This window comes from Arthrobacter sp. TMN-50, assembly GCF_054511125.1.
Genome location: NZ_JBTNDG010000002.1, coordinates 124,212 through 141,922 on the forward strand (window position 1 = coordinate 124,212; position 17,711 = coordinate 141,922).

The window sequence follows — 17,711 nt, forward strand, 5'->3', positions numbered from 1 at the left end:
AATAGCTTTTGATGCCCGTTGATGGGCCTTTCTCTACCGTACGGATTGCACCCCGCCCGGTCGCCGCTCCCTGGGATGATGTTTGCCCTCCTTCCGGTACACCTTTTGGATGAGGGGTTAGCCGGAATCAGCCCTCTACGCTGTGTTGCGGCGGAGGGTAAGCGAAGCAAGAGTCAGCACGGCGAGCACAATGACGGCCAGAGCCGACACGTCATTCCACATGCTCTGCGTGGCCTCGGCGTTGCCGGCGATCTCCAGCAATGCGTCAACCGCGAACGTCAGGGGCAGCACATTGGACACCGCCTCGAGCGTTTCGTTCATCCGGTGCCGGGCCACGAACAACCCGCACAGCAGGATTTGCGGGACCACTACCACCGGCATGAATTGCACTGCCTGAAACTCGGTGCGGGCAAACGCCGAGCACAATAGGCCCAGGGCAACCCCGAGTACAGCGTTCACTACGGCCACCAACACCACCAACGCGGGGCTGCCAGCAATGTCGAGGTTGAAAATCCAGTAGGCCACCCCGGTGGCGACCATTGCCTGCAGGGCCGCCATCAATGAGAACGCGACGGCGTAGCCGAAGAGCAGGTCGGCCTTGTGCATTGGGGTGGTGAGCAGCCGTTCGAGGGTTCCGGAGGTGCGTTCCCTGAGCATCGTGATGGACGTGACGAGGAACATCACCACGAACGGGAAGATGGCCAGCATCATCAATCCCACCCGGTCGAACGTCCGCGGCGCACCCGCCGGAACCGTCTCATTCTCGTAGAGGAAGTACACCAGCGTCAGTAGTAACCCGGGGACCACCAGGATCAGGGCGATGCTCCGGGGGTCGTGGCGCAACTGGCGAAGTACTCTCAGCGCGGTAGCGAGCAGGCTCCGCGGATTCATGGTGCGCCTCCTGCGGCGGACTCGGCTTCCGAGTCGCGGATGAGCCGAAGGAAAGCGGACTCGAGGTTATCCGTTCTAGCCCGTCGTCGAAGGTCCTCGGGGGTGAGGTGCGCGAGCAGGCGACCACCGCGGAGGAGGCTGAGGAAGTCGCACCGCGCGGCTTCCTCCATTGAATGGCTGGAAACCAACAAGGTGGTGCCGTTGGCGGCGAGGTCGGCAAAGCGCTGCCATAGATCGACCCTGAGCACCGGGTCCAGGCCCACGGTCGGCTCGTCGAGGATGAGCAGTCGCGGCGCTGACACCAGGGCGCACGCCAGGGAGACCCGGCTGAACTGGCCGCCGGAGAGGTCCGACGCTTTTCGCCGGGCGAGCTCGGTCAACCCGACGACGGCGAGCGCTTCGGTAGTATCGGCGCGCTTCCTGCCGTGCATGGCCCCAAAGTAGCCGACATTCGCCTCGACCGTGAGGTCGGCGTAAACGCTGGGCGCCTGGGTCATATAGCCGACCTCGTGGCGGAGCGCTGGATCGCCGGCGGGCCGATCCAGGACCGACACGGTGCCGAAGGTGATGCGCTGCACGCCAACGATGGTCCGCATCAGCGTAGTCTTTCCGCTGCCCGACGGCCCGAGCAGTCCGGTAATCCGGCCCGCAGGAACACTGAAGTTGACGTCTTTGAGGACGTCTCGTTTGGCACGCGTCACGGTCAGTGCTGAAATCTCGACCGCGTTACGCTGATTGGTCCGCTGCGGTGCCATAACGGCTCCTGACCTTCACCTTGAACTAATTGACGCAAACTTTCGGATGCACAGGGGCACGAAGATCAGCAGCATCAAGGCGATCCCCACGAAGATGGTGATGAACGGGTTCTCAAGCGTCCAGGCGGTGGGCGGCGGAAAGTCCGGATTGGTGTTGCCGAACAGTTGCCGTGCCGACTCCACCAGGGCGGAGACCGGATTCCACTCGGCAATGTTTTTCAGCACCTCGGGCATGGTGTGGATCGGAACGAACGCGTTGGAGATGAAGGTCAGCGGGAACAGGATCATGAAGGAGGCATTGTTAATAACCTCGGGGCTTCGCACGCTCATGCCCAGCAGTGCCATCACCCAGCTGAATGAGTAGCTGAAGAGGAGCAGAATGGCCACGCCACCGAGGAAGCCCCAGACCGAGGTGGTGACCCTCCACCCGACTATCCAGCCGGTGCCCATCATGATCAGCATCGAGATGCTGTTGATCACCAGGTCCCCATTGGTGCGACCAATCAATACTGCTGCGGGGCTCATGGGCAGCGTGCGGAACCGGTCAATGATGCCATCCTTGAGATCCTGTGCCATGGCGGCTCCGGAAAAGGTCGACCCAAAAATGACCGTCTGCGCAAAAATGCCCGCCATCAGGAAGTTGGTGTAGTCGGAGACGTTCATCGCTCCGCCGTAGACCTGGCTGAACAGCAACACGAACATGATTGGCTGCAGGATGGTGAAGACCAGGATCTCCGGCACGCGTTTGATCTTGATCAGGTTCCGACGGGTGGCAATCCATCCGTCGGAGAGCAACTGACCGGCCGGAGTGCCTATGCTCTGGTAGGTCTGCTTGGTGAGGACACTCATTGGGCTTTCTCCATTTCGGCTGCGTCCGCATCCTGCTCTTTTTCGGCGGTGTGGCCGGTGAGCTTGAGGAACACGTCGTCAAGGGTGGGGCGACGCATCCCGGCGTCGTGCAAGCCTATGCCTGCCTGACCGAGGTCCGCCAGCACGTACTGCAGCGCGCGGGGGCCGTCCGTGACGGCTACCTCAACGCTGCGGCGGTCGCCGGACACCCGGGCTTCTCCCTCACCGTGGCGGGCAAGGATCCCCCTGGCAGCGCTGGCGTCGGTCTCGTCAATGAGTGCCACGACCACCCGGTGTCCGCCGATCTGCGCCTTCAGCTGATCGGAGGTGCCCTCGGCGATGACTTTACCGCCGTCGATCACCGCGATGTCATCGGCGAGGTGATCGGCCTCCTCGAGGTACTGGGTGGTAAGCAGCAGAGTGGTGCCGTCTTTGACCAGGTTCTTGATGATCTGCCACAGTGCCAGCCGGCTCCGTGGGTCAAGGCCCGTGGTGGGCTCGTCGAGAAACAGGATTTTCGGGTTGATAACCAGCGCGCCAGCCAGGTCGATTCGGCGGCGCATTCCACCGGAGAAACCCTTGACCGGGCGGTTGCCAGCCTCGGTGAGCTCGAATTGGTCGATCAGCTCCTGAGCGCGACGCCTCGCCGTCCTGGCACCCAGGTGGTACAGCCGTCCCACCATTTCCAGGTTCTCGAATCCGGTGAGGTTCTCATCGACCGCCGCATACTGTCCCGACGCCCCAATTATGCGACGAGCCGCCCGGGGGTTCGAGAGCACATCGATGCCGTCAACAAACGCCGTGCCTTCGGTGGGCTGGATCAGCGTCGTCAAGACCTTCACAACCGTGGTCTTGCCCGCACCGTTGGGGCCGAGCAACGCCTTGACCGTGCCCTGGGGCACCAGCAAGTCCATTCCGTCCAGCGCATGAACGGGGCCACTCTTCGATTTATAGGTCTTTTTTAGACCTCTGGCCTCAATAATTGTCATGCGACCAAGCCTAAGGTTCAAGGCAATCCGCAGATAGGGATTGAGGACAGCTTTCGTCCTCATGAAAAACGGGGCGGACAGTTACTGATCAATCGTTCAGGACACCCGGGTGTTCGGCTGGTCGACGTCGATGCGGCGTTCGGCGGCGGCCGGTGCCACCAGGAACGAGGCGAGCACCGCCACCCCCACCACCAGCAGCGCATTGCGGATTCCCACGATGTCCCCGAGGAACCCGAGGAGGGGCGGGCCGGCGAGGAAAGCCATATAGCCGATGGTGGATACCACTGACACCCGGGCGGCGGCGTGCCGTGGCTCATCGGCCGCAGCAGACATGCCCATCGGGAAGCCCAGTGCTGCGCCCGCCCCCCAGAGCACGGCGCCGACGCCAGCGAGTGGGACGGTGGGGGCGAAGACGAAGAGGAGCAGACCGACCAGCGACGATCCGAGGCTGATCTGCAGCACCCTTACCCGACCGTAGCGGTCAATCAGGCCGCCGCCCACAAACCGGAAGAGGGTCATCGCCGCTACAAACACCCCGAACATCACGGCGCCGGTGGCCTCACTGGATCCCAACCCGTCAACGGTTGCTTTGGCGACCCAGTCGTTCGCAGCGCCCTCGGTGAGCGCCGCGCCGAGCACCACGAGCCCAATCAGCAGGGTCCGTGGTTCCAGCCAGGCGCCAAACCGGCCAAGTTGAGGGCTGTCGGGATGCGCGTCGGCGTGGGAGATCTCCGGCAGGAAGTAGCGGGGCACCCACAGGGCAACCACGAGCACCACTGCCGCCACTCCCAGCAAGTGGTAGGACAGATCGACGCCGAGCAGCGACAGTCCGGCGCCTATCATCGCGCCAACGAAGGCACCGCCACTGAATGCCGCATGGAACTTGGGCATGATGGTGCGGCGGAGGCGATGTTCGACGTCGGCACCCTCGATGTTCTGGGCCACGTCCCACAGGGCCACGCCGACGCCGAAGAGGAAGAGGCCTGCCGCGGTAAGGGGGACCGACGTCGTCGACAATCCGGCGGCGATGGTCACTGCCGCCAGAGCCGACACGACGCCCCCGACCCGGACGGTGTTGGCAACTCCTACCCGACCGGCAACACTCCCGGCGAGGGGAAGCGCGAGCACCGAGCCGGCGGCGGCGGCCAGCAGAAGGGCGCCGGTTTCGCCGGAACCGAGACCGAGCGTTGAGGATGCGGCGGGGATGCGGGCGGCCCAACTGGCGAAGACCAGCCCGTTAAGCCCAAAGACGGCGAACGTCGCCCACATTGCCGGAGTCACATTGGTTTGCACCAGTAAACCGTATGCGCAATTGTCGCGGACGGTCTACAGCACTCACCGCTGGCTTGGACACAGGTGGGTGGGACGGGTTCAGCGGTCCCGCTGAACCCGTCCCTCATCCCAGACCGGCTCCTCGGTTTCATAGACCTTGCCGTCGGATCCGAAGACCATGAACCGGTCGAAGCTGCGGGCGAACCACCGGTCGTGGGTGACAGCCAGCACGGTGCCCTCGAAGGCGTCGATGGCCTTTTCCAGCGCCTCCGCCGAATGGAGGTCGAGGTTGTCGGTCGGCTCATCGAGCAACAGCAGTGTGGCCCCCGACAGTTCCAGCAACAGGATCTGCAACCGGGCCTGCTGTCCGCCCGAGAGGGAGTCGTAGAGTTGCTCCGCCTGCCCGGCCAGACCATAGCGGTCCAGGACACCCGACGCCGCTTCCCGCGGCAATCCCGACCGGTGGTCGTCGCCGCGGTGCAGGATGTCCAGCAGGGTGCGGCCCAGCAGGTCGGGACGCACGTGGGTCTGTGCGAAGAACCCTGGCCGAATCCGGGCGCCCAGCTTGACCGTTCCTTCGTGAGGCACAGGCTGGATGCTGACCTCGGAGACCGGCTCGTGCTCCTTCTCCGGGTCGGTACCGCCACTGGCGAGCAGCCGCAGGAAATGGGACTTGCCCGAACCGTTGGAGCCGAGCACTCCCACCCGGTCACCAAACCAGATTTCCGTGCTGAACGGCTTCATCAGCCCGGTGAGTTCGAGTTTCTGCGCGACGACGGCACGTTTAGCCGTACGCCCGCCTTTGAGCCGCATGGTGACATTCTGCTCGATCGGAATCGCCTCGGGTGGACCCGCCTCGAGGAACTTGGCCAGCCGGGTCTGGGCCGCGTGGTACCGGTTGGCCATATCGGATCGGAACGCTGCCTTGTTCTTATACATGTTGACGAGTTCTTTGAGCTTGAGGTGCTCCTCGTCCCAGCGCCGGCGCAATTCCTCGAACCTGAGGTTCCGGTCGGTACGGGCCTGCAGATAGCTCTCGAAACCGCCGCCGTGGATCCAGCTGGACGCACCAAGCGCGCCCGGTTCAAGGGTGATGATGCGGGTGGCTGCGTTGGCGAGCAATTCCCGGTCGTGGCTGACGAACAGGACCGACTTCTTGGATTCGTTCAACTTCGCCTCCAGCCAGCGTTTCCCGGGGACGTCGAGGTAGTTATCGGGTTCGTCGAGGAGGAGCAGCTCATCCGGTCCGGAGAACAGCGCCTCGAGGACCAGCCGTTTCTGTTCGCCGCCGGACAACGACGACGACGCCCGGTACTGTGCCCGGGAGTAGGGCACCCCGAGTGCAGCCATGGTGACTTCGTCCCACGTGGTTTCCAGCTCGTACCCGCCAGCGTCACCCCATTCGGTGATGGCGTGGGCGTAGCGCATCTGGGTGGGTTCGTCGTCGTTCTCCATCATGGCGAGCTCGGCGTCGTCGACAGCTTTCGCGGCCTTGGCGAGCGCCGGCGGTGCGGCGGAGACGAGGAGGTCCCGGACCGTCGTCTCGTCCCTGACCTGGCCGACGAACTGGCGCATGATGCCCATGTTGCCGGAGCGGGTGACCGCACCCTCGTCGGCGGTGATGTCCCCGGCGATGATGCGCAGCAGGGTGGTCTTGCCGGTGCCGTTGGGGCCGATCAGGGCCGTCTTGTGCCCGTCGCCGACCTTGAAGCTGACGGCGTTGAGGAGCTGCCGTCCGTCGGAGAGGAAGTAGTCAATGCTGGAAACGTCTAGATGGGCCACGGCTTAAGTCTGTCATCCGGGGGCAAACCCGCAGTCCCGTCCCTCCGGCGCCACTCACCCATCCGCCCACCCACCCATCGGGGTGGTTGGCGGGACGGACGCCGCCTATGGGGGGAAGGTCCTGGCGATCGATTCCAGGTCGTTGAAGCTATACACGTGGATTCCGGCGAAACTGCCAGCGTCGAGGACCGTCCGGACCAGCGGACCTGGATCGTACGATGACGGCGACAGCACGCTGCGCACCAGCGAGCCTCCCCCGGCCCCGGTCAGGGACCGCTGGGCAAATTTCAGGGATGGCCCCACCCCAATGCGCGAGGCGAGGGAGATCAACCTGGTCCGGCGCACGGCTCCCGGTACCCCGGCCCAGACGGGCAGGGTGACACCGGCCTTGCGCAACCCGGTCACGTAGGCGTCGAGAACCGGGCCGGAGAAGCAGAGCTGGGTGACTGCCCAGGAGCACAGGTCCTGTTTCTTCAGGAGCAGGTCGGTGAGTTCGGCAGCCGACGCTCCGGGCCTGCCCTCCGGGTAGGCGGCAGTTCCCAGCGCGAATGAGCCCGCACCCACCGACGAGATTTCCTCCATCAGCGCCCCGCTCCACGCATAGGGCCCGGCGGCTGAGCTGTCGTCGCCGGCAATCGCAAAGATGTCGGTGACCCCCGCGGCCTGCAGCCGGGCCAGAAAGCCGGCGAGCTGCCCGCGGGATGTCAGGGATCTGGCAGCGAGGTGCGGAACCGCCTGATACCCGAGGTCGGCCAGACGTACCGCAAGGTCAATGGTCTCCTCGGCTCCGTGGTGCGGGAGGCAGGTAATGGTGACTGCTGCTGGCGCTGGCAACTGTTCCTGCACGGCCGCAACGATGCCCGCACCGGGAATGATTTCCACCCGGAGCGGGACGTGCCCGCGTTGCTCAGCCATCGCTCAGCACTCAACCACGTTGAGCGCCAGCCCCCCGCGTGCAGTTTCCTTGTACTTGTCCATCATGTCCGCGCCGGTATCCCGCATGGTTTTAATGGCGACGTCGAGCGAGACGTGGTGCTTCCCATCCCCGCGGACGGCCATCCGGGCGGCGGTGATCGCCTTCATGGCGCCGACGGCGTTGCGTTCGATGCAGGGGATCTGAACCAGACCCCCGACGGGGTCGCAGGTCAGGCCCAGGTTGTGCTCAATGCCGATCTCGGCGGCGTTCTCCACCTGCTCGGGAGTTCCGCCGAGTACCTCGGCGAGCGCACCGGCTGCCATCGCACACGCGGATCCCACCTCGCCCTGGCACCCGACCTCGGCACCGGAAATGGAGGCGTTCTGCTTGAACAGTGCTCCAATGGCCGTGGCTGCGAGGAGGAAACGGACGACTCCGTCGTCGTTGGCTCCGGGGACGAAATCGACATAATATTTCAGGACCGCCGGGATGATCCCCGCGGCACCGTTGGTGGGTGCTGTCACTACGCGGCCCCCGGCGGCGTTTTCTTCGTTGACGGCCAACGCGAAGAGGGTCACCCATTCCATCGTGCTCAGCTTGTCATTGGGGTCTTCAGCCTTCTGCTGCAACCGGAGCTGGGTGGCTGCCCGACGTCGCACCCCCAGTCCGCCCGGAAGTATTCCGTCAGTGGTGGATCCGCGGTGGATGGTGTCCTGCATGACCTCCCAGATTTCGAGGAGGCCGGAGCGGACCTCGGCCTCAGTGCGCCACGACAGCTCATTGGCCATCACAATCTCCGAGAACGATTTCCCGTTCGCGGCACACACCTCCAGTAACTGCTCGCCCGTATTGAAAGGGTGCTGCACCGGGACGGTCACCTCGGCGGCGGGGTCCGCGCCAATCTGGTCTTCATCCAGCACGAATCCGCCGCCCACGGAGAAGTAGTCCCGGACCAGCAGCTCCCCGCCGTCGGCGCCGTAGGAGTGGAACCGCATCCCGTTGGTGTGGAAGTCGAGCCGCTTCCGCCGATGCATGATCAGGTCAACGTCAGGATCGAAGTCGATCTCCCGGCGTCCAGCGAACCGCAGCCGGCCGGTGTGCGCCACCTCGTCCACGCGGGGACCGGCAGCCACCGGATCAACCAGCTGCGGCCGTTCGCCTTCCAACCCCAGAATGACCGCCTTAATGGTGCCGTGACCGTGACCAGTCACGCCCAGCGAGCCGAATAATTCCACCTCGACCCGCTGCACTGCATCCACCAGGCCCTGCTGCTCCATCAGCTCTGTGTACAGGAACGCAGCCGTCATCGGCCCCCCGGTGTGAGAGCTGGAGGGGCCGATCCCTATTTTGAACAGGTCGAACGCGCTGATGGGCATGATGGTCCTTAGCTCTGGTTCTGGGTTCCCGCGCCGAAGGGCACGACGTCGGCGTAGAGCGGGTGCTCAGCCGCCAGTGCATCTACCCGCCGAGCGAGAGCCGACAGGTCAGCGTCCGCTGGAGCGATGAGGGCCTCGGCGATGATGTCCGCCACCCTGGCGAAGGCCTCCGTTTCGAACCCACGGCTGGCCAGGGCTGGCGTACCGATGCGCAGGCCCGAGGTGACCATGGGTGGGCGGGGGTCGAAGGGCACCGCGTTGCGGTTCACGGTAATGTCGATTTGCGCGAGCCGGTCTTCGGCCTGCTGCCCGTCGAGCTCGCAGTCCCGCAGATCCACCAGCACGAGGTGAACGTCGGTTCCGCCGCTGACCACCGAGATGCCGTGCCCGGCGACGTCCGGCTGGGTGAGTCGGTCCGCGAGAATCCGCGCGCCGTCCAGGATGCGCTGCTGGCGTTCCTTGAACTCCGCGGAAGCAGCAATCTTGAAGGCAACGGCCTTGCCAGCGATGACGTGCTCGAGCGGCCCGCCCTGCTGGCCCGGGAACACTGCCGAGTTGATCTTCTTGGCAATCGCGGCGTCGTTGCTGAGGATGATCCCTCCGCGCGGACCGGCGAGGGTCTTGTGCGTGGTTGAGGTGGTGACGTGGGCGTGCTGCACCGGGCTGGGGTGCAGCCCTGCGGCGACCAGACCGGCGAAGTGTGCCATGTCGACCATCAGGTAAGCGCCCACTTCGTCGGCGATACTCCTGAACCGTTCAAAGTCGAGTTGCCGTGCGTAGGCGGACCAGCCGGCGACGATGAGCTGCGGCTTGTGCTCGCGCGCGAGGCGCTCGACGTCGTCCATGTCCACGCGGTAGTCATCCGGCCGCACCTGGTAGGGAATCACGTTGTAGAGCCGGCCGGAAAAGTTGATCCGCATGCCGTGGGTGAGGTGGCCGCCGTGGGCCAGGTTCAGGCCCATGATGGTGTCCCCCGGTTTGATCAGGGCATGCATGACGGCGGCGTTGGCCTGCGCTCCGGAGTGCGGCTGGACGTTGGCGAATCCTGCACTGAAGAGGGCCTTGACGCGGTCGATCGCGATCTGCTCCAGCACATCAACGTGCTCGCAGCCGCCGTAGTAGCGGCGACCCGGGTAGCCCTCGGCGTACTTGTTGGTCAGCACCGAGCCCTGGGCCTGCATCACGGCCACCGGCGTGTGGTTCTCGGAGGCGATCATTTCGAGTCCGTTGCGTTGCCGGGAGAGCTCAGCGTCGATGTTGCGCGCCACCTCGGGGTCTAGGTCTACGAGGTTCGCGTTCAGGTGGCCGATGGTGTCGAGCTGGGTCTCGGTGTTCATGCGTCGATCCCATTCTTCGCGGCGTATTCCTCGGCGGAGAGCAGTGGGCCCTCGCTGGCGACGTCGACCATGAACAGCCAGCCCGCGCCGTAGGGATCCTCATTGAGGATGCCGGGGTTGTCGACGGCGTCCTGGTTGATCTCGGTCACCTCACCGGTGACGGGGGCGTAGAGGTCGGACACGGATTTGGTTGACTCGACCTCGCCGCAGCTTTCGCCGGCGGTCACCGTGTCGCCCACCTCGGGCAGGCTGACGTAGACGACGTCGCCAAGGGCATCGGCGGCGATGGCCGACACGCCAACGATCGAGGCGCCAGCTGCCGGGGTGTCGATCCATTCATGCTCGGCTGAGTAGCGAAGCCCTGACTTGATGATGCTCACGTGGGTATATACCTTTCGGGGTATGTAAGGTCTGGTTATTTCTGGCGGCGGTAGAACGGTGTGGCGACGACCGTAAACGGCTCGGGCTTCCCCCGGAGGTCAACCTGCACCTCGGTGCCGGGCTCAGCAAGTTCGGCCTGAACATAGGCCATTGCTACCGGGTAGCCGAGGGTGGGACTGGGAAGCCCCGATGTCACCGTGCCGACCACTGATCCGTCGACGACGACGTCGTACCCGGCGCGCGCCGACCGGCGTCCGGCACCCTGCAGTCCGACCAGTTTCCGCATCAGCTGGGCTTCCTTGAGGGGCTCCAGCACCGACCGGCCCACGAAGTTGTCGGTCTTCTTCAGACTGACCACTCCGCCGAGCCCTGCCTCGAAGGGGTTGGTGTCCAACCCCAACTCGTTGCCGTAGAGCGGCATTCCCGCTTCCAGGCGGAGCGAGTCCCGGGAGGCGAGCCCGCAGGGGGCGAGCTGGTGCTGCGCTCCGGCCGCGGCGACGGCTTTCCACAACTGCACCGCTTCGGGGTTGCCGATGAACAGCTCAAAGCCGTCCTCGCCCGTGTACCCGGTGCGGGCCAGCAGGACCTGCAGGCCGGCGAGTTCCACCTCCACGGCGGCGTAGTACTTCAGGTCCGTGATGAGTTGACGTGACCCGGTAGCGGCGATCTCCAGCAGAATCGCCTCGGCGGCCGGACCCTGAACCGCGATCAGGGCGGTGCTCTCCGACTCGTCCTCCACCGTCACATCAAAGGCGGCGGCGCGCTCCTGCAGGGCCGCCGCAACGGTGTCGGCGTTGCTGGCATTGGGGACCACGAGGAACCTGTCGTCGGCCCGCCGGTAGACGATCAGGTCATCGATCACCCCTCCGTCCTCGGTGCAGATCAGCGAGTACTTGGCCTTCCCGACGGCGATCGCGGCAAGGTTGCCCACCAGCGCATAGTTCAGGAACTCGGCGGCCTGGGTACCGGTGACCCACACCTCGCCCATGTGGGAAAGGTCGAAGAGTCCCGCGGCGCGGCGGACCGTGTGGTGTTCTTCGAGTTCACTGCGGTACTTCAGGGGCATCTGCCAGCCGCCGAAGTCGGTGAAACTGGCTCCGAGCAATTCATGTTCGGCATACAGGGCGGTCTGCTTGGTCATGGTGATCCTTCCGATCGAGTATCCAGGGTCAACCTGCGCGGCCGGCGGCCGGGCGGGGACGGGCTTCAGTCTTCGAAGTCCTCGATGGGCGGGCAGGAGCACACCAGGTTGCGGTCGCCGTGCGCGCCGTCGATGCGTCGGACCGGCGGGAAGTACTTGTTGTGCTTCAGCGTGCGGACCGGGTAGGCGGCCAGTTCGCGGGGGTACGCCTGGTCCCAGGTGTCACTAATCAGGGCGTACGCCGTGTGCGGCGCATGCCGGAGCGGGCTCTGCTCCAGCGTGTACTCGCCCGACTGCACCTGGTCGATCTCGCCCTTGATGGCGATCATCGCCTCGATGAACCGGTCCAGTTCGCCGATGTCCTCGGACTCAGTGGGCTCGACCATCAGGGTCCCGGCCACGGGGAAGCTCAGTGTCGGAGCGTGGAACCCGTAATCGATGAGCCGTTTGGCGACATCCTCGGCGGTCACTCCGGTGGCAGCGGTCAGGGGCCGCAGGTCCAGAATGCACTCGTGGGCGACCAGGCCCTTCTCGCCCGAGTAGAGGACGGGGAAGTGTTCGGTCAGCCGGGCTGCAACATAGTTGGCGGCCAACAGCGCATGGCCGGTGGCCGAGGTGAGCCCCTCGGCTCCCATCAGGGCCACGTAGGCCCAGGAGATTGGGAGAACACCGGCGGAGCCGTACCGGGAGGCGGAGATGGGGACTCCCGCTTCCCCGGTCTCGGGTGCGGCGGCATCGCCAGGCAGGAACGGCGCAAGGTGCCCGGCAACCGCGACCGGGCCAACACCCGGTCCGCCACCGCCGTGAGGGATGCAGAACGTTTTGTGCAGGTTCAGGTGCGAGACATCGCCGCCGAACTCTCCCGGCTTCGCGAGGCCCACCAGCGCGTTCAGGTTGGCGCCGTCAATGTAGACCTGGCCGCCGGCGTCGTGCACCTGACCGCAGACCCAGCGGACGTCTTCCTCGAACACGCCGTGCGTGGAGGGGTAGGTGATCATGATGGCGGAGAGTTGCTCGGCGTGCTGGGCGATCTTCGCCAGGAGGTCATCGTGGTCGATGTTGCCGTTGTCAGCGGTTTTGACGACCACGACCTTCATCCCGGCGAGCACCGCTGACGCGGCGTTGGTGCCGTGCGCGGAAGAGGGGATCAGGCAGACGTTGCGGTCCTGGTCGCCGCGGGAGAGGTGGTAGCCGCGGATGGCGAGGAGCCCGGCCAGTTCGCCCTGCGAGCCGGCGTTGGGCTGGATGGACACTTTGGCGTAACCGGTGATCTCGGCGAGTTTGTCCTGAAGATCCTCGATCAGCCAGCGCCAGCCCTCGGTCTGGTGTGCGGGGGCGAACGGGTGGATAGTGGCGAACTCCGGCCAGGAGATGGGCTCCATTTCCACTGTGGCGTTGAGCTTCATGGTGCATGAACCCAGCGGGATCATCGTGCGGTCCAAGGCCAAATCCTTGTCGGAGAGGCGGCGCAGGTACCGCAGCAGCTGGGTTTCCGAGCGGTGGCTCGCGAACACCGGGTGGGTCAGGTAGGTGGACGTGCGGACCAGATCCGCCGGAACCGCTACCGAACCGGACCGCTCGGCAACCTGGTCAACACCGAACACCTCGGCGAGGGTGGCGAGGTGCTCCTCGGTGGTGGTCTCGTCGCAGGAGACGCCCAGGTGATCCTCGTCGACCAGGCGCAGGTTGATGCCGACGGCCTCAGCCTTGGCCAGGAACTCCTGGGCCTTGCCGGGAACGTTGATCAGGATCGTGTCGAAGAAGTCGGCGTGAACGACGGCAACGGTCTCGGCGAGGGTCGCTGCCAGCCGGGCGGCGTGCGAGTGCACGCGCTCGGCGATCGCCTTCAGGCCGTCGGGGCCGTGGTAGACCGCGTACATGCTGGCGACGATGGCCAGGAGCGCCTGAGCGGTACAGATATTCGATGTCGCCTTCTCACGCCTGATGTGCTGCTCGCGGGTTTGGAGGGCCAGGCGGTAGGCGGGTGCGCCGTCGGCGTCCTTCGACACCCCGACCAGCCGGCCGGGAAGCATCCGCTCGAGGCCCTTACGGACCGCCATGTACGCGGCGTGGGGGCCGCCGAAGAAGAGGGGAACGCCGAACCGCTGGGCGGAGCCGACGGCGATGTCGGCGCCCTGCTCGCCCGGCGGGGTGATCAGGGTCAGCGCCAGCAGGTCGGCGGCGACGGTGACGAGGGCACCGCCGTCGTGTGCCGCCGTGATCAGCGAGCGGTGGTCCCGGAGGGCACCCGAGGCGCCCGGCTGCTGGAGGATGACGCCGTTGATGTCGCCGTCGGGCAGGCCCTGGGAAAGGTCTGCCACCTCCACCTCGAACCCGAGGGCGTCGGCGCGGCCCCGGACGACGGCGATCGTCTGCGGCAGACAATCGGCATCGAGCACCGTTTTACCCTTGTTCTTACCGGACCGGCGCATCAGGAGTGCGGCCTCGGCAACGGCTGACGCTTCATCGAGCAGGGAGGCGTTGGCGATCGGCAGGGCGGTGAGGTCCTGGACCATGGTCTGGAAGTTCAAAAGTGCTTCGAGACGCCCCTGGGAAATCTCGGGCTGGTACGGGGTGTACGCGGTGTACCAAGCGGGGGCCTCAAGGACGTTCCGGCGGATCACCGGCGGGGTCACTGTGTCGAAATAGCCCTGACCGATCATCTGGACAGCCGTGGTGTTTTTGTCCGCGATGGCGCGCAACTGTGCCAGGACCTGCGACTCGCTGAGCGCGGCGGGGAGATTCAGGCGTTCGGCGGAGCGGATGTTTGCGGGGACCGCGACCTCGACCAGCTTGTCGAGGCTGGGGTAGCCCAGTGTGGTGAGCATCTGGGCCGCGTCGCTTGAGCGGGGGCCGATGTGGCGATCCGCGAAGGTCGATTCGGTGAGGGGTTGAGCGGTCATGGGAACTCCCTTGATAGGTCCGGACGTAGGCGTCTGCCCGGACGGTGAGTTCCTCCCCGCTCTGTATGGGACCTGAGAGATTCCGCAGGACTATGTGCCCGCTTGCACCGTCGGTGAGGTGGACCTTGAAATGTCCGCCTGCTTTCCAGAGTTGCCTAGCCGCAGCGGTACTGGGCCTGAGAGATTCCTGGGGAGGATTTGCTCCTACGGCGCCTACCGGAGTGTGTGTCTACGGAAGTACTCTCCCGCTGCAGATCAAAGGCTATGAAGTTATGAGGATCGTGATCTAGCTTACTAGGCGCTGCAAGTGAGCGCCAACAACTGCGTCCCTGTGTTCCGGTGAGCAAGCTGGACCGGTGGGGTGGATATCTTGACCCGAGAGGTCCAGGTTGACCCGTCCGGCGCCTTAGATACCATAAAGTCCTTGACGTTCTCGCTGGCCTGCTTGGTGTGGGCCGAGCCCTGGTCAACCTGTCCCTCGCACCTGAGGTCCTGGTTGTCGGTCGCGTCGCCAACGGTTTCCTTCGCCTCGCCGGCTAGCTCCGAGACGCGGCCAGCACGGATTCCTCACGGTCAGCTGCCGATTATTTTCCGGGTGACAGCCCAAGCGGAGGAACGGACAACCCAAACACCTGCCGCAGGGCCAGCCGCGCTGCATGAAATCCGCTCATTCCGTGCACTCCTGGCCCGGGCGGGGTGGACGCTGAGCAGAGGTAGACCCCGTCGAGTGGAGTCCGCCAGGGCGAGAGGGACAACACGGGGCGTGCGAGCATCTGGCCGAGGGTTATTGCGCCGCCACCGAAGTCACCTCCCACATAGTTGGCGTTCGAGGTTGCCAGCTCGGCCGCCGACGTCGTGAAGGAGCGCACGACGACGTCGCGGAAGCCGGGGGCGAACCGTTCGACCTGCGCGGTGACGGCTCCGGCCATATCGCGGGTCGACCCGCTCGGCACATGGCAGTAGGTCCACAGGATGTGACGTCCGGCGGGGGCACGTGACGGGTCGAACAATGACGGTTGGGACAGCAACACGTACGGGCTTTCCGGGTGTTTCCCTCCGGCGACCTGGGCTTCGGAGGCCGCGATCTCGGCCCGCGTGCCTCCCAGGTGAACGGTTCCGGCGCGCGCCACCTCGGGATTGCTCCACGGCACGGGCCCGGAAAGGATAAACGCGACCTTGCAGGCGCCGTCGCCGAACCGGAAACGCTGGAGCGCCCGTTCATAGGTGCGTGGCAGCCTGCCCGCGGCCAACTGCAGGAACGAGGGCGGCGCCACATCCAGCAGAACCGCTGGCACGCCGCTGAGCTCGGACAGCGACCGGACCGTGTGGCCGGTGACAATTTCGCCTCCGTGTGCACGGATGTCGTCGGCCATCGCGTCGGCGATTGACTGGGATCCGCCCAACGGGATGGGCCACCCGCCGGCGTGGGCCAGCGCCCCCAACGCCAGTCCCGCCCCTGCCGAAGGAAGGGACGGTAGACGGCCCACCGGGTGGGCAGCCACGCCGGTGAACAGTGCGGCTGCCGTGTCGGTGCTGAACCGCCGGTTCCACAGGGGGGTCCCCTGCTCCAGCGCCGCCGCGGCAAATCTCATCGCGGCTCCCGGATGACGGGGAACCCGCAGCAGGTGGTTCAACGCGACGTCGAGGGTGCCTTCGATGTTCCGCACCAGCGGTTCCATCAGCCGGCGGTAGGCGGGGCCGTCCTGACCGAGACCGGACACGGTGCGGTCAAGGTCACGGTAGGCCACGCCCGCCCGCCCGCCGTCGAGCGGGTGCGCGTAGGAGACCTCGGGAACCGCAAAGTCGATGCGCCGTTTCAGTTCGAATTGGGAGAAGAACGGCGATGCAACAGCCATCGGGTGAACAGCTGAGCAGAGGTCGTGCAGATGCTCCGGAACGAGTTCCGACGTGCGGGCTCCGCCGCCGATAGTGGGCGCCGCCTCGTAAACCCTGACGCTGAGGCCCGCCCGGGCCAGGACGACGGCGGCCGCCAGCCCGTTGGGCCCCGATCCGACAACCGCTGCGTCAGTCACCCTGGCCCCGCCGTCGCACCAGTGACGCGGCACGAGCCCTGGTTGAGGCGACCGCTGAACGGGCCTTCGTTGGCAGCGTGCGCCGCGCCTCAAGTGCGGCGGCAACCGCCCGGTAGCGCAGTCGGTTCAGGGGAATGTCGTAGGTGGTGGGCACTTCCACCACATTCCTGGAGAAATTTCGCTTGAAGGTGGTCACGTTGATGAGCTGCGGGTAGTTGTCGCTCACAATGCCCGTCAGCCCGCAGCTGTGGTTACCGGCTGTCTTGAGTTCCTTGAAGGCGTGCCAGAGCAGCAGGTAGGGTGCGAAGATTTTCCGCGCGGCATGGGTACTCGCTGCGAAGTAGTAGACCGAATACCCGCGGTATTCGGTGGTGATGAGCCAACTGATGGCCTTTCCATCGAGGTAGGCCACCAGCAGCCGGAGGTGGTCGCCCAACTGCTCGAGCAGTTGCTCGTAGTAGGCGGATTCAAAACTGGTAAATCCGTCCCGCGCGGCAGTCTCTTCAAGGATGGGAAAAAGGTCGCTCCTGAAGACAGCACGCCAGTCGGACCGGTCGATGCTGCGGATCTCAACCCCGGCGCGTTCCGCCCGGCGGATACTGTTGCGGGCGTTGGGGCGGAACGCCTTGTAGATGTCGGCTTCGCTGGGGGTGAGGTCAACGACGATCTCCCGCTCGTACCACCCGTGCTCAATCGGTCCGGTGGCAAGATCCTGCGGATGTTGCACCTGCTGCCGGATGTACAGCGGACTAATGTCGGGGTCCGCACTGAACTGCTCCCGGACGGTCCTCATCAGCCGTGCTTCGGCGTCGGGGGTACGTTCGGCAAACCAGACAGGTCCGTTGACGACGACCAGTGAATTCCTGAACCGCCTCGTGCTCCACAGGAAACTGGCGACTGCAACCAGGGTGGCGCCGTCGTAGTAGGACCAGATGCCGTACGGCGTGCGCCCGCGGCTGGCCTCGAAGGCCGCCCACTGGGGTGTCTGTTCCAGGGGGATCACCACCGTCGGATGGGCAGCTGACAGCGCCTCGAAATCTTCAGTACTGAGTTTCTCAAAACGAAGGGCAACTGCGGTCACGGGTG

General features: G+C 65.3%; 15 protein-coding genes and 1 riboswitch. All 15 genes read right to left on the minus strand.

Annotated elements, in window-relative coordinates:
* Positions 1-135 precede the first annotated feature (135 nt).
* Positions 136-891: an ABC transporter permease gene (locus ACX80A_RS04510; protein WP_459258491.1), complete on the minus strand. Its 756-nt coding sequence runs from the start codon at positions 889-891 to the stop codon at positions 136-138.
* Positions 888-1,646, minus strand: coding sequence for an ABC transporter ATP-binding protein (locus ACX80A_RS04515; protein WP_459258492.1), 759 nt, complete (start codon positions 1,644-1,646; stop codon positions 888-890). The genes ACX80A_RS04510 and ACX80A_RS04515 overlap by 4 nt, the downstream gene beginning before the upstream one ends.
* Positions 1,647-1,661: 15 nt before the next feature.
* Complete coding sequence (locus ACX80A_RS04520) at positions 1,662-2,495, minus strand: ABC transporter permease (protein WP_459258493.1); 834 nt, start codon at positions 2,493-2,495, stop codon at positions 1,662-1,664.
* A complete protein-coding gene (locus ACX80A_RS04525; RefSeq protein ID WP_459258494.1) occupies positions 2,492-3,484 on the minus strand; it encodes an ATP-binding cassette domain-containing protein in 993 nt (330 codons plus the stop codon). The genes ACX80A_RS04520 and ACX80A_RS04525 overlap by 4 nt, the downstream gene beginning before the upstream one ends.
* 96 nt (positions 3,485-3,580) lie before the next feature.
* Positions 3,581-4,753, minus strand: coding sequence for an MFS transporter (locus ACX80A_RS04530; RefSeq protein ID WP_459258826.1), 1,173 nt, complete (start codon positions 4,751-4,753; stop codon positions 3,581-3,583).
* A gap of 102 nt (positions 4,754-4,855) precedes the next feature.
* Positions 4,856-6,538 carry an ABC-F family ATP-binding cassette domain-containing protein gene (locus tag ACX80A_RS04535; protein ID WP_459258495.1) on the minus strand — a complete coding sequence of 561 codons (1,683 nt, stop codon included), beginning with the start codon at positions 6,536-6,538 and terminating at the stop codon, positions 4,856-4,858.
* 105 nt (positions 6,539-6,643) lie between these two features.
* Entirely contained in the window at positions 6,644-7,453 is an 810-nt protein-coding gene (locus ACX80A_RS04540; RefSeq protein ID WP_459258496.1) for a methylenetetrahydrofolate reductase, read from the minus strand.
* Between the two features lie 3 nt (positions 7,454-7,456).
* On the minus strand, positions 7,457-8,830 hold the full coding sequence (locus tag ACX80A_RS04545) for an L-serine ammonia-lyase (protein ID WP_459258497.1): 1,374 nt from the start codon (positions 8,828-8,830) through the stop codon (positions 7,457-7,459).
* A gap of 8 nt (positions 8,831-8,838) precedes the next feature.
* Positions 8,839-10,167: a serine hydroxymethyltransferase gene (gene glyA / locus ACX80A_RS04550; protein WP_459258498.1), complete on the minus strand. Its 1,329-nt coding sequence runs from the start codon at positions 10,165-10,167 to the stop codon at positions 8,839-8,841.
* On the minus strand, positions 10,164-10,547 hold the full coding sequence (gcvH, locus tag ACX80A_RS04555; protein ID WP_459258499.1) for a glycine cleavage system protein GcvH: 384 nt from the start codon (positions 10,545-10,547) through the stop codon (positions 10,164-10,166). Before gcvH ends, glyA begins: the two co-directional genes overlap by 4 nt.
* A 35-nt stretch (positions 10,548-10,582) precedes the next feature.
* On the minus strand, positions 10,583-11,689 hold the full coding sequence (gene gcvT / locus ACX80A_RS04560) for a glycine cleavage system aminomethyltransferase GcvT (protein ID WP_459258500.1): 1,107 nt from the start codon (positions 11,687-11,689) through the stop codon (positions 10,583-10,585).
* Positions 11,690-11,754: 65 nt separating this feature from the next.
* Entirely contained in the window at positions 11,755-14,592 is a 2,838-nt protein-coding gene (gcvP, locus tag ACX80A_RS04565) for an aminomethyl-transferring glycine dehydrogenase (protein WP_459258501.1), read from the minus strand.
* Positions 14,593-14,747: 155 nt separating this feature from the next.
* Positions 14,748-14,850: riboswitch (glycine riboswitch) on the minus strand.
* A 36-nt stretch (positions 14,851-14,886) separates the two neighbouring features.
* The gene (locus ACX80A_RS04570) at positions 14,887-15,156 is read right to left on the minus strand and encodes a CsbD family protein (RefSeq protein ID WP_459258827.1); all 270 of its coding nucleotides are present in this window, start codon (positions 15,154-15,156) and stop codon (positions 14,887-14,889) included.
* Positions 15,157-15,176: 20 nt separating this feature from the next.
* Positions 15,177-16,625: a phytoene desaturase family protein gene (locus tag ACX80A_RS04575; RefSeq protein ID WP_459258502.1), complete on the minus strand. Its 1,449-nt coding sequence runs from the start codon at positions 16,623-16,625 to the stop codon at positions 15,177-15,179.
* Positions 16,618-17,706, minus strand: a complete 1,089-nt coding sequence (locus tag ACX80A_RS04580; RefSeq protein ID WP_459258503.1) for a lipid II:glycine glycyltransferase FemX — start codon at positions 17,704-17,706, stop codon at positions 16,618-16,620. The genes ACX80A_RS04575 and ACX80A_RS04580 overlap by 8 nt, the downstream gene beginning before the upstream one ends.
* Between the last annotated feature and the right edge of the window lie 5 nt (positions 17,707-17,711).

Coding starts and splice junctions, on each gene's coding strand:
- ACX80A_RS04510 (WP_459258491.1), bottom strand. CDS start 891: ATGAATCCGCGGAGCCTGCTCGCTACCGCGCTGAGAGTACTTCGCCAG.
- ACX80A_RS04515 (WP_459258492.1), bottom strand. CDS start 1,646: ATGGCACCGCAGCGGACCAATCAGCGTAACGCGGTCGAGATTTCAGCA.
- ACX80A_RS04520 (WP_459258493.1), bottom strand. CDS start 2,495: ATGAGTGTCCTCACCAAGCAGACCTACCAGAGCATAGGCACTCCGGCC.
- ACX80A_RS04525 (WP_459258494.1), bottom strand. CDS start 3,484: ATGACAATTATTGAGGCCAGAGGTCTAAAAAAGACCTATAAATCGAAG.
- ACX80A_RS04530 (WP_459258826.1), bottom strand. CDS start 4,753: ATGTGGGCGACGTTCGCCGTCTTTGGGCTTAACGGGCTGGTCTTCGCC.
- ACX80A_RS04540 (WP_459258496.1), bottom strand. CDS start 7,453: ATGGCTGAGCAACGCGGGCACGTCCCGCTCCGGGTGGAAATCATTCCC.
- ACX80A_RS04545 (WP_459258497.1), bottom strand. CDS start 8,830: ATGCCCATCAGCGCGTTCGACCTGTTCAAAATAGGGATCGGCCCCTCC.
- glyA (WP_459258498.1), bottom strand. CDS start 10,167: ATGAACACCGAGACCCAGCTCGACACCATCGGCCACCTGAACGCGAAC.
- gcvT (WP_459258500.1), bottom strand. CDS start 11,689: ATGACCAAGCAGACCGCCCTGTATGCCGAACATGAATTGCTCGGAGCC.
- gcvP (WP_459258501.1), bottom strand. CDS start 14,592: ATGACCGCTCAACCCCTCACCGAATCGACCTTCGCGGATCGCCACATC.